Origin of the sequence: Mameliella sp. CS4 (assembly GCF_019392335.1) — a bacterium.
GTDB lineage: Bacteria > Pseudomonadota > Alphaproteobacteria > Rhodobacterales > Rhodobacteraceae > Antarctobacter.
This window is the reverse complement of sequence record NZ_JAHXRQ010000012.1, coordinates 137,663-148,669: the sequence shown is the minus strand read 5'-3', so window position 1 is coordinate 148,669 and position 11,007 is coordinate 137,663. Positions and strand designations below refer to the sequence as shown.

General features: G+C 65.3%; 14 protein-coding genes. 6 read left to right on the top strand and 8 right to left on the bottom strand.

Annotation, left to right across the window (positions count from 1 at the left end; all coding sequences use genetic code 11):
* Positions 1 to 467: hypothetical protein (locus KZZ07_RS15655; protein ID WP_370631186.1), on the bottom strand; the 467-nt coding region annotated here is incomplete at its 3' end.
* 413 nt (positions 468 to 880) lie between these two features.
* On the opposite strand from KZZ07_RS15655, the gene xth reads away from it, so the two are divergent.
* The 5 genes from xth to KZZ07_RS15630 all read left to right on the top strand — a co-directional run bounded on the left by xth (position 881) and on the right by KZZ07_RS15630 (position 3,428).
* Positions 881 to 1,663 carry an exodeoxyribonuclease III gene (gene xth / locus KZZ07_RS15650; RefSeq protein ID WP_219515582.1) on the top strand — a complete coding sequence of 261 codons (783 nt, stop codon included), beginning with the start codon at positions 881 to 883 and terminating at the stop codon, positions 1,661 to 1,663.
* Positions 1,664 to 1,761: 98 nt separating this feature from the next.
* Positions 1,762 to 1,998, top strand: coding sequence for a BolA/IbaG family iron-sulfur metabolism protein (locus KZZ07_RS15645; RefSeq protein WP_219515579.1), 237 nt, complete (start codon positions 1,762 to 1,764; stop codon positions 1,996 to 1,998).
* A gap of 120 nt (positions 1,999 to 2,118) precedes the next feature.
* Positions 2,119 to 2,292, top strand: a complete 174-nt coding sequence (locus KZZ07_RS15640) for a hypothetical protein (protein ID WP_219515577.1) — start codon at positions 2,119 to 2,121, stop codon at positions 2,290 to 2,292.
* Positions 2,289 to 2,651: a Grx4 family monothiol glutaredoxin gene (grxD, locus tag KZZ07_RS15635; RefSeq protein ID WP_219515573.1), complete on the top strand. Its 363-nt coding sequence runs from the start codon at positions 2,289 to 2,291 to the stop codon at positions 2,649 to 2,651. Before KZZ07_RS15640 ends, grxD begins: the two co-directional genes overlap by 4 nt.
* 90 nt (positions 2,652 to 2,741) lie before the next feature.
* Positions 2,742 to 3,428: a hypothetical protein gene (locus KZZ07_RS15630; RefSeq protein WP_219515570.1), complete on the top strand. Its 687-nt coding sequence runs from the start codon at positions 2,742 to 2,744 to the stop codon at positions 3,426 to 3,428.
* 37 nt (positions 3,429 to 3,465) lie between these two features.
* Here the strand turns inward: KZZ07_RS15630 and KZZ07_RS15625 are convergent, their stop codons facing one another.
* Both KZZ07_RS15625 and KZZ07_RS15620 read right to left on the bottom strand, forming a co-directional pair.
* The gene (locus tag KZZ07_RS15625; protein ID WP_219515567.1) at positions 3,466 to 3,867 is read right to left on the bottom strand and encodes a cell division protein ZapA; all 402 of its coding nucleotides are present in this window, start codon (positions 3,865 to 3,867) and stop codon (positions 3,466 to 3,468) included.
* Positions 3,864 to 4,772, bottom strand: coding sequence for a hypothetical protein (locus tag KZZ07_RS15620; protein WP_219515564.1), 909 nt, complete (start codon positions 4,770 to 4,772; stop codon positions 3,864 to 3,866). The genes KZZ07_RS15625 and KZZ07_RS15620 overlap by 4 nt, the downstream gene beginning before the upstream one ends.
* A 241-nt stretch (positions 4,773 to 5,013) precedes the next feature.
* Here KZZ07_RS15620 and tkt point away from each other — a divergent pair, with 241 nt between their 5' ends.
* Positions 5,014 to 7,032: a transketolase gene (gene tkt / locus KZZ07_RS15615; protein ID WP_219515562.1), complete on the top strand. Its 2,019-nt coding sequence runs from the start codon at positions 5,014 to 5,016 to the stop codon at positions 7,030 to 7,032.
* Positions 7,033 to 7,107: 75 nt separating this feature from the next.
* Here the strand turns inward: tkt and lpxB are convergent, their stop codons facing one another.
* From lpxB to KZZ07_RS15590, 5 genes are all read right to left on the bottom strand, one after another.
* Positions 7,108 to 8,268, bottom strand: coding sequence for a lipid-A-disaccharide synthase (gene lpxB, locus KZZ07_RS15610; RefSeq protein ID WP_219515560.1), 1,161 nt, complete (start codon positions 8,266 to 8,268; stop codon positions 7,108 to 7,110).
* Complete coding sequence (locus tag KZZ07_RS15605; protein WP_219515558.1) at positions 8,268 to 9,056, bottom strand: LpxI family protein; 789 nt, start codon at positions 9,054 to 9,056, stop codon at positions 8,268 to 8,270. Before KZZ07_RS15605 ends, lpxB begins: the two co-directional genes overlap by 1 nt.
* Before the next feature lie 7 nt (positions 9,057 to 9,063).
* Positions 9,064 to 9,840 (bottom strand): acyl-ACP--UDP-N-acetylglucosamine O-acyltransferase, encoded by a 777-nt coding sequence (lpxA, locus tag KZZ07_RS15600; RefSeq protein ID WP_219515556.1) that lies wholly within the window; start codon positions 9,838 to 9,840, stop codon positions 9,064 to 9,066.
* Between the two features lie 8 nt (positions 9,841 to 9,848).
* The gene (gene fabZ, locus KZZ07_RS15595; protein ID WP_219515554.1) at positions 9,849 to 10,310 is read right to left on the bottom strand and encodes a 3-hydroxyacyl-ACP dehydratase FabZ; all 462 of its coding nucleotides are present in this window, start codon (positions 10,308 to 10,310) and stop codon (positions 9,849 to 9,851) included.
* A gap of 65 nt (positions 10,311 to 10,375) precedes the next feature.
* Positions 10,376 to 11,005 (bottom strand): OmpH/Skp family outer membrane protein, encoded by a 630-nt coding sequence (locus tag KZZ07_RS15590; protein ID WP_300531774.1) that lies wholly within the window; start codon positions 11,003 to 11,005, stop codon positions 10,376 to 10,378.
* Between the last annotated feature and the right edge of the window lie 2 nt (positions 11,006 to 11,007).

The following is an 11,007-nucleotide window of genomic DNA, read 5'->3' as shown; positions in this document are numbered from 1 at the left end:
GGGCCGGACCACGAGGTGAAGGCTTCGACGCTGTCGCCAGCTTCACGGTCACCGGCTGCGGGACCGGACCAGCTGGTGAAGGCCTGCACGTTGTCACCGCTTTCGATGTCGCCTGCCGCCGGGCCGGACCACGAGGTGAAAGCTTCGACATTGTCGCCGGCGTCGCGGCTGCCGCGTGCCGGGCCGGACCAGCTGGTGAAGGCTTCGACGTGGCCGCCATTGTCCATGTCACCCGCTGCCGGGCCGGACCAGGAGGTGAATGCCTCGACGGAATCGCCGGACTCACGCGTTCCTGTCGCCGGACCGGACCAGGATGTGTAGGCTTCTACAGAGGCACCCGAGAACAGGTCGCCTTCGGCCGGTCCCGACCACGAGGTAAAGGCCTCGACGGCGTCGCCGGCGAAGGCACTGGTTTCCGCTTTGGAAACGAATTCTTCAGAGGTGTGCAGCTTGATGAGGGCAGTCATTGGGTCGGTCCTTTCCAGGTTGAACGTCTATGCCCTTGAAATCTGCACGTAAAAATAGTTTGCAAAAAAGTTAATTCTTGTTAAGGTTGTTTAAGAAAAAGTTTATCCACAGATGCGATTCGCGCAGCCGTTTCGGATCACGTGACAATACAAGTTATCCACAGGAACAAATTTCCTGTGGATAACTTCGGACTTTGCAGTGCAACGGCACTTTGCAAACCGGCAAAGCTACGAATCATACCCGAATCACGCGAGGTCCAGAGGGTGCCTTGTGCCAGCATTTACGCTGATAGGTTGCGCCGCTGCCACAACACTCAACCAAACTGATACAAATCAGGACTTTACCTGACGCGCTTGACCGTCAGCCCCGGGCCTGCGAACCATGAGCCCCGGACAGGCAGGAGAAACGCGCCATGAAGATCGCCACCTTCAACATCAACGGCATCAAGGCCCGGCTGCCCGCGGTGCTCGACTGGCTGGATGAGGCGCAGCCGGACGTCGTCCTCTGCCAGGAGATCAAGTCTGTCGACGAAAATTTCCCGCGCGAGCCTTTCGAGGACCGCAGCTATAACGTCGAGACACACGGTCAGAAGAGCTTCAACGGGGTGGCGATCCTGTCCAAGCGCCCGCTCGAAGATGTCCGTCGCGGCCTGCCGGGCGACGACGAGGACGAACAGGCCCGCTGGATCGAGGCGACGGTCATGGGAGATGACCAGGCCGTGCGTGTCTGTGGGCTTTACCTGCCCAACGGCAACCCGGCACCGGGACCGAAATACGACTACAAGCTGGCCTGGATGGAGCGCCTCGAAGCCCGCGCCCGCGACTTGCTGGCCGAGGAGATCCCGGCGCTGATGGCAGGCGACTACAACGTGATTCCCCAGGCCGAGGATGCCGCACGCCCCGAGACCTGGACCGAGGACGCCCTGTTCCTGCCGCAGACACGCGCGGCCTTTCGCCGGATCCTGAACCTCGGCTTCACCGAGGCCTTTCGCGCGCGGACCCAGGCCCCCGGGCACTACAGTTTCTGGGACTACCAGGCCGGCGCCTGGCAGCGGAACAACGGTATCCGCATCGACCACCTGCTGTTGACCCCCGCCGCCGCGGACCTGATGACCGAATGCCAGATCGACTCTGGCATTCGCGGGCGCGAGAAACCCTCGGACCATGTTCCAGTGTGGATCGATCTTGCCGCCTGACCGCCGCCACCCCTGCCCGGCCTGACGCGCGTGCCTTGCACGCCGCGCCCCGCCGCACTAATTTTGTAACAGACACCAGACGCGTGGAGACGCCTTATATGCCGATGTATGCCCAGGAAATCGAGGACCTGTTGCGCCAGTCCTTTCCAGACGCCAAGATCACCGTCGATGGAGAAGACGGGGTGCACATGTCGGCGATGGTCATCGACGAGAGCTTTCGCGGCAAGAACAGGGTCCAGCAACAGCGGGCCGTCTACGCCGCGCTCAAGGGCACGATGGATGGGCCCAGCGGCGCGCTACACGCCCTCGCTCTCACAACAAAGGCTCCAGACTGATCCGATATGCCCATAGGCGTCGTCGTCCCCTTGTTGCTCCTGCCCTTTCTCGCCATTTTCGTATACGCGGCATGGCATGAATACCGACGGTTCAGGAAAGAAGGCAGATCTACCTACGGTTTGACCTATGACCCGGAATCGAACACCACCTTCGTGGGGGCGATCCCGGACAGCGGGGACAGCTACGACCCTGGGGACTACGACCCCGAGAACACAGGCTCGGAGGACGGCCCGGACGGCGCCTGGGCCGATGACACCGACAAAGACCACAACGAACAGGACAACCGCAGATGACCGACGCAAAGACCCGTATAGATGACACCGTGAAATCCAACGATGTCGTGCTCTTCATGAAGGGCAACAAGACCATGCCGCAATGCGGTTTCTCCAGCCGCGTCGCCGGCGTACTGAACTACATGGGCGTCGACTTTCAGGACGTGAACGTGCTTGAGGATGACGGCCTGCGCCAGGGGATCAAGGATTTCTCCGACTGGCCGACGATCCCCCAGCTTTACGTCAAAGGCGAGTTCGTGGGCGGCTGCGACATCATCACCGAGATGACCCTCTCGGGCGAGCTGGACCAGCTTTTCGACGACAAGGGCGTTTCCTACAACAAGGATGCCGCCGACAAGATCCGCGAAGCCAACGCCTGAGCCATGCGCTTTGCACGAGACAATGAACGGGCGGGGATTTCCCTGCCCGTTTTTATTTGATCCGCTACATTTCACTACAGGAGTTTCGCCGTGGAGATTTTCGTCGCCGCCGTCCTGATCCTTGCCTCTTTGGCCGGAACCGGGCTGATCGCCTATGCCATCCGCCACGGCCAAAAGCGCCGCGAGGCCTTGAAGGCCCTTTGCGCAGAGCGGGGCTGGTCCTTTGATTATCAGCCGCAAAGCGGAGGGCGCGGCAGCCGCACGGTGATTTCCGATCCCTCCGAAGGCTGGGAACTTGTGCTGTATTACCGTTCCAATTCCTCTACCGGCGGAACGACCAACCATTGGACCGAATTCACCCAGCCGCGGCTGGCGCTGCCGGACGGCATGGCGCTGCTGGGGCCAGACATTCCCGAAAAGACCGCCGCGATGGCCGACATGATGCTGGGCAAGATGGGCGGAGGCGGCTTGGGCCAGATGATGCTGAACAAGATGACCGGCGGGTTGGCAGCCGAGGCGGCAGACCTGCGGTCGGTTCCCGGTGACGGGTCAGGGACCCTCTTTGCGACCCCGGGGCGCGAGACGGCGCTGACCGCCATCCGCGAGGCCCCGGACCTGCTTGAGGCCCGCAGCGGGCGCAACGAGGCGCAACAGCCCATTGTCGCGCTGAGCCGTCACGGCATGCGGCTGCGTCTGCGTCACATTCTGCGGCGCCCGGAGGAAATCACCGATTTCGTCGAACTGGGTCGCGCATTGACCCGGCGACTAGGGGCCTGACGCACCAGGGGCCTGACGCATCACGGGCGACAGGCCCCTAGTCGGCCTTCGCCTCGTCGACACTGTTGGCCAGCGCCTCGGCTCGCGCGGCGATTTCGGCCAGGGCGTCGGTCACATCCGCCGGGATCACGGGCACTTCGACCTTTTCCGGCGAGGGGCCGGGCTTGTTCCTCAGGTCCGCCAGGTCGGCCTCGACCGATTTCAGCTTGTCCTGCGCCTCGCGCAGGCGTTCCTCAAGGCCAGCGGTCTTGTCCGCCAGCATCAGCCCCGCCATCAGCAACATCCGCGCCTCGGGCATCCGCCCGATCTGCGTCACCAGCACCTGCGCTTCGGTGTCCAGAAGCTGTGCGGCGGACAGCAGGTACTGTTCCTCGCCCTGCTGGCAGGCCACTTCAAAGCTGCGGCCCCCGATCTTGATCTCGACTTCGATCTGGCTCATCCCTGTGCCTCCCCGTCTGCGGCCTCGGCCAGAAGCGGGCCAAGCGCCTCGATCACCGCGCCCGTCTCTGCCGCATCTGCCGCCCGCATGGTGCGCATCGCGTCCAGTTCGGCCTGCAGACCACGGTTGATCAGTTCCGGATCTCCTACACCCTGCGCATTCGCTTCGCGCAGCGCGGTATTGGTGGCAATGAGTTCTTCGTTGGATGCGCGCAAGTCCTGCAACTGGCCATCCAGCGCGGCCAAAGCCCCGGGCGCCGGTGCCGCGAGAGTGCCCGCATCTACGGTCTCGGGCTCAGGGGTTTCAGCGACCTGCGCCTCGAGCTCTGCCAACCGGGCGCGCAACACACGCAGCCGCTCTTCAAGCTGGGCATTGGCTATCTTCTCGTCTTCCAGGGCTTCTTCCAGCTCTGTGACGTCCGGGGCCTCGCCCTCCGGGGCGTGCGGCTCGGTCTCGGGCGCGGCCTCCGGCTCGGGCGCCGGTTCGGAGGCGGCTTCTGTCCGCGCCTCGTCAAGAGCGCGCTCCAACTGGGCAGCGGCCTCGGCCTTGACGGCGGAAATCGCGGCATCCCGATCCGCCTCTGCCTGTTCCCGAGCCGCCACCACGGCGGCCTCACGAGCTTCTTCGGCTTGTGCCAAGGCGTTGGCGACCGCCATGTCCCGCTCCGCCTCGGCGGCATCGCGCGCACTGGCCAAGGCCGCGTCACGGTCCACCTCGGCCTGCTCACGCGTGGCGGCCAGGGCTTCCTGCGCCTCTGCCAATGCCTGTTCAGCCGCTTCCGCGCGGCTGCGCAATGCTTCGTAATCCGCGGGTTCGGCGGCGCTGCGGTCCAGCCCGTCGATCCCCTGTCCGATACGATCCAGCGCGCGCGTGATGCGCGCCTGCAAGTCCTCGATCTGGCTCATCTGCCCTGCTTCGTCCTCTTGCCCGGCCTTGCGGCCTCAATCCCGCGCAGCCCATAGCGTCACGGAACGAATCGTCCCGCATCCGGTCAATGAAAGTTTAACAAGCGGAAAAGGAAAATGCGCCCCCTTATCTTCCAAGGCCTTAGACGGCGCCCTTCATGCGTGGCGCCGCGCTTGGCTTGCACTTCGGCGCGGGACTGCTATTCACGCCGCAAACCCCCAGCCAGAGGATCGAAACCCGGTGGATATCCAAGAGCTTCGCACCCGCAACCCTGATCATTGGATGCGCGCCACGGCGATCCGTGCGCTTGCGCTCGACGCCGTCGCCGCGGCCAATTCCGGCCACTCGGGCATGCCCATCGGCATGGCGGACGTGGCCACCGTTCTGTATTCCAAGCACCTGAAGTTCGACGCCGCCCACCCCGACTGGGCTGACCGCGACCGGTTCATCCTGTCCGCCGGCCACGGTTCGATGCTGCTCTATTCGCTGCTCTATCTCTGTGGCGATCCGGAAATCACCCTCGACGAGGTCAAGAACTTCCGCCAGCTGGGCGCAAAGACCGCAGGCCACCCGGAAAACTTCATGGCCCGCGCGATCGAGACCACGACCGGCCCGCTGGGCCAGGGCATTGCCAACTCGGTCGGTTTCGCCATCGCCGAAGAGGCGCTGCGCGCGCGCTTCGGCAAGAAGCTGGTCGACCACAACACCTATGTCATCGCCGGCGACGGCTGCCTGATGGAAGGTGTCAGCCAGGAGGCGCTGGGCCTTGCGGGCCGCTATGAACTGGGGCACCTGATCGTTTTCTGGGACAACAACGACATCACCATCGACGGCAAGGTCTCGTTGTCCGACCGCACCGACCAGGTCGCGCGTTTCAAGGCGTCGGGCTGGCATGTGCAGGAAATCGACGGCCACGATCCCGAGGCCATCGACGCCGCCATCATCGCGGCCAAGAAAACCTCGCAGCCTTCGATGATCGCCTGCAAGACCCATATCGCGCTTGGCCACGCGGCGCAGGACACCTCCAAGGGTCACGGCGCGCTGACCAACGCAGACCAGAACGAGGCCGCCAAAGCCGCCTGGGGCTGGACCTCCGGAGCCTTCGACATCCCCGCCGAGATCAAGAGCTGGTGGGAAGAGGTCGGGTCGCGCGGAGCCGCCGAGCGCGCGGCCTGGGAAGGCCGTTTCGCCGAAACCAGCGCGGCGCGGCAAAAGGAATTCACCCGCGTAATGGATGGCGAGGCGCCGAAAAAGCTGTCCGCCGTGGTCAAGGCGCTGAAAAAGCAGATCTCGGAAACCGCGCCCAAGGTCGCGACCCGCAAGGCCAGCGAGATGGCGCTTGAGGTCATCAATCCGATCATGCCGGAAACCATCGGCGGCTCCGCCGACCTGACCGGGTCGAACAACACGCTGACCGGCGATCTGGGTGTCTTCGACACCGACAACCGCAAGGGCCGCTACATCTATTTCGGCATTCGCGAACACGGCATGTCCTCGGCCATGAACGGCATGGGCCTGCATGGCGGCGTGCGCCCCTACGGCGGCACTTTCATGGCCTTCACCGACTATGCCCGCCCGGCCATGCGCCTGGCGGCGCTGATGAAGACACCCACCGTCTTTGTCATGACCCATGACTCCATCGGCCTGGGCGAAGACGGCCCGACCCACCAGCCGGTGGAACATGTCGCGATCAGCCGCTCGACGCCCAACACGCTGGTGTTCCGCCCCGCCGACGCGGTGGAAACCGCCGAGGCCTGGGAAATCGCACTGCGCCAGACCGGCACGCCGTCGGTTCTGTCGCTGACCCGCCAGGGCCTGCCCACCGTGCGGCTGGAACACAAGAATGCCAACCTGGTCGAGAAAGGCGCCTATGTGCTGGCCGAGGCCGAGGGCAAGCGTCAGGCGATCCTGATGGCAACCGGTTCGGAAGTGGCCATTGCGCTGGCCGCGCGCGACCTGCTGCAGGCCGAAGGCATCGGCACGCGCGTCGTGTCCATGCCCTGCTGGGAGTTGTTCGAGGCACAGGACGAGAGCTATCGGCGCCGGGTGCTGCCGCCCGCCGGTCCGGTGCGCGTGGCGGTCGAGGCCGGTGTGCGGATGGGCTGGGACCGCTGGCTCTGCGGCGAGCGCGGCAATGCCAAGAAGAGCGGGTTCGTCGGCATGGACAGCTTTGGCGCCTCGGCCCCGGCGGATGTGCTTTACAAGCACTTCGGCATCACCGCCGAGGCGGTGGCCGAGAAGGTCAAATCGCTGCTCTGAGCGCGTCATCGACAACACGACAAAGGGCCGGAAACGCAGGTTTCCGGCCCATTTTTTTTGCCAAAACCTCGGGGCTCAGTTCAGCGTCTTGCCGTCATGCAGGCGGTCCAGAACCGCGCGCGCGGCCCGCAGGCCAGGGCGTTCGCCACCCCTGCCCAGCCGCTGCATCGTCAGGTCCATCGCCTCGATCTGTTCCCCGGGGGCATCCAGCACCTGACCCACCGCCGCGGCAATCGGACCGGGCTGGCATTTCGCGCCGATGAATTCCGGCACGGTCCGGCTCTCCGCCACCAGGTTGACCAGCGTCACACTGTCGACGCGCAGCATCCGCCCGATGATCTGGCGGCTTAGCCAGCTCATATCATAAGCGATCACCATCGGCGTCCCCGCCGCCGCCAGCTCCAACGAGACCGTCCCCGAGGCCGCCAAAGCCACGTCCGCAGCGCGAAAGGCCGCGCGTTTTTCGGCCCCGCCGGGATCGTCGGATGGGTCGATCACCAGTGGGGCGCCGGGCCAGTCGGCCACCGCCTCGCGCACTGCCGCCGCCACCGGCCCCGCTGCCGGGATCACCAGCCGCAGACCCGGACGCGCAGCCATCAGCGCGCGTGCTGCCTGGGCAAAAACAGGCATCAGGCGTCCGACCTCTGACCGGCGTGAACCGGGCAGAACAAGCACCATCTGGCCCTGGATGCCGTGACGGTCACGAAAGGCCCGCACCTCTTCCTCGGTCGCCTGCGGTTCCATCACCACCGGATGGCCGACAAAATCGCAGGCGATCCCGGCGGCCTCCATATAGGGCGGCTCAAACGGCAAGAGCGCCAGAACCTGATCCACATGCGCGGCCATTTTCTGCGCCCGCTTGGGCCGCCAGGCCCAGACCGTTGGCGCCACGTAGTGAACGACGCGCACGTCCGAAACGGCCTTGACCAGCCGCGCGACCCGCAAGGAAAACTCCGGCAGGTCCACGGTGATCAGAACGTCCGGCTGTTCCGCCACTACCGCGTCGGCGGTCTGGCGAATGCGTCCCTTGAGGGCGCGGTATTCTCGCAGGATCTCGGTGATCCCCATGATGCTGATTTCATCCATCGGGAACAGGCTGTCGAGCCCCTGCGCCTGCATCAGTGGCCCACCAATCCCGCGGAAGGTCACATCCGGAACCAGCTCCTTGAGCCCCGCCATGAGCGCCGCGCCCAGCCTGTCGCCGGACGGCTCTCCGGCAGTGATGAATACCCGCATCACGCCCCCCTTTCACGGACCCAGAGAAACAGCCCCCCGGCGTCCAGTCGTTCCAGCACCTGCGGCAGGTCCAGAACCATGACGCCATCGGCCTCGATCACGATGCCCGACAACCCCGCCGCTACAGCGCCCTCGGCGGTCTGGACACCAATCACCGGCAGGTCGGCGCGCCGCTCCTGCCCCGGTTTCTGCGCCTTGTAGAGCACGCCGCCCCGCGCCTCGGGGCCCAAGCCCTGCAACATGGCGTCAGTGCCGCTTACATCCTCGCGGGCGATAACGGCCCCCGCCTTGACGACACAGGCCTGGCCCAGATCACGCCGCGCCTGATCCTGCGAGATCCTGTCGCCCAGCCGTGCCGCCGCGCCCGCCGCGTCACCCGGCTGAACGCTTGTGGGCACACCGGCGGCGGGCAGCAGAGACGGCGCCAGTTCATGCGCGGCAAGAACCGTGAACCCGGCGTTTTCAAGGATGTCGATGGCGATGCGCAACGCCCCGTCATCACCGCGGCGCAGCGCCCGCATGACACGGGGCAACAGGGGCAAGGTCCGCAGCCCGATCCGTGTCAGCGCAACGTCAGGCCGGTCGACGGACCCGCACATGCAGACCCGGGACACGCCACGCCGCTTGAGCCAGGCCAGGAAAGCCCCCAGCCGTTCGATGGCAAAGAGATGCTCGGCCTGCACCTGGTCCGGCGGGCTATGCGCCATGCCGCAGATCACGACCGGTTCGCCGGCGGCGCCGGCCACGGCGGCGGGCAAGGCCCCGCGCCCGGCAATCAGCGCCAACATGGGTCGATCACCCCGGTGTCAGGAAACTGCGATCACTGTCGCCGAGAACGAAATTGACGATCTCGCGGACATAATCGCTCTGGGTTTCGTCGCCCAGGCGGCGCGCGCGGTCCTGAAAGGCCCCTTCGCCCTGGGCCAGCATCTGAAACGCGGCCCGCAGGGCCGTGATGTCCGAACGCTTGACCCCGCGGCGTTTCAGCCCCACGAGGTTCAGCCCGTCCAGCTTGCCACGCGGCCCCTGCACAAGGCCATAGGGGATCACGTCATTGGTGACCATCGTCACAGCGCCGATGATGGCACCGCGCCCGATGCGCACCCATTGATGCACCCCGGAAAGGCCGCCGATGATCACGTCGTCCTCGATCACGCAATGCCCGGCCAGCGCGGCATTGTTGACCAGGATCACCCGGTCGCCCACCTGCGCGTCATGGGCGACGTGACAGCCGGCCATGAACAGACCGTCATCCCCCACGCGGGTCACGCCGCCGCCGCCCTCGGTGCCGGTGTTCATGGTGACATGTTCGCGGATGCGGTTGCGGGCGCCGATCACCAGGCTTGTCTTTTCGCCCCGGAACTTGAGATCCTGCGGGATCTCTCCGATCACGGAGAAGGGGAAAACCAGTGTCTCTTCGCCGACCTGGGTTGCGCCGGTGGCAACCACATGGCTCTTCAGCTCGACCCGGTCGTGCAGGATCACCTCTGGCCCCACGTGGCAGAACGGCCCGATCACGCAGCCCTGCCCGATTTCCGCACCCTCTTCGACCACCGCGGAGGGATGGATCATGGTGTCGGTCAAGACGGCAGATCCATCATCGCGGTGAATTCGGCCTCGGCAGCCATCTCGCCCTCGACCTCGGCCACGCCGCCGAATTTCCAGACCTTGCCGCCGGGCTTGCCGCGCAGGGTCGTCAGGCGCATCTTGAGCTGGTCGCCGGGCACCACCTTGCGGCGGAACTTGCACTTGTCGATGGACATGAAATAGACCTTCATCTCCTTGTCCGCCATGTCCAGCGCAACCCCCACCATGACGGCGGCGGTCTGGGCCATCGCCTCGACGATGGTGACGCCGGGCATGATCGGCAGGCCGGGAAAATGGCCCTGGAAATGCGGCTCGTTCATGGTGACGTTCTTGATCCCGAGGGCCGACTGAGTGCCGTCAATCTCTTCGACGCGGTCAACCAGAAGAAAGGGATAACGGTGCGGCAGGATACGCTGGATCAGCTGAATATCCGCGCTCAGAAGCGTGTCTGTCATGACTGGCGGCCTTTCTTGTTTTGGCGCACCCCTAGCAATGGCGGCGGGCGGGGGCAAGCATGCCGTCAATCCTGCCCGGGGGGCGGCTCTGGCGTTTCCGGGTCCGGGATGGGATCGGGGGCAGGTACGGGATCGGGAACCGCCGGGGTGCCGTCCCCGATCTGAGAGTCGATAAGGGCGATGGCGCGGTCGGTGACGTCGATCGCATCGGCGGCGACAAAAACCGTGCGCCGCTCAAGGATCAGCATCGCCCCGGCTTCGCGCAGCAGCCCTTCCAGCACCGGCTGGGCCACGGTCAGAAACCGGCGCCGCGCCTCTTCGGTACGGGCGCCAAGCGCGCGCGCCTTGGCGTCCTGTTCGTCCCTCAGACGTTGCACTTTCTCGTCGAAGGCATCTGCCAGGGCGCGGAATTCATCCGGTGCCAGGGTCGGGCGCAAATCGGTCAGCTCGCGCTCTTGCTCGATCAACTCGGCCTCGATCTGGCGGTTTTCCGCTGCAATCGCACGGCCCTGCTGCTCGATCTCTTCGTTCACCCGGCGGCCAAAGGCGCTTTCGGCGAAGACGCGTTCGAAATCTATGACAAGGATCGGGGTCTGGGGAACTGCGGAGGCCAAGGGGCCGCCCTGCCCCTGCGCCCCTGCCGCGACGCCCCAAAGCGCCATCAGCAGGATAACAAGACGAAGGGTCAGACGCACGC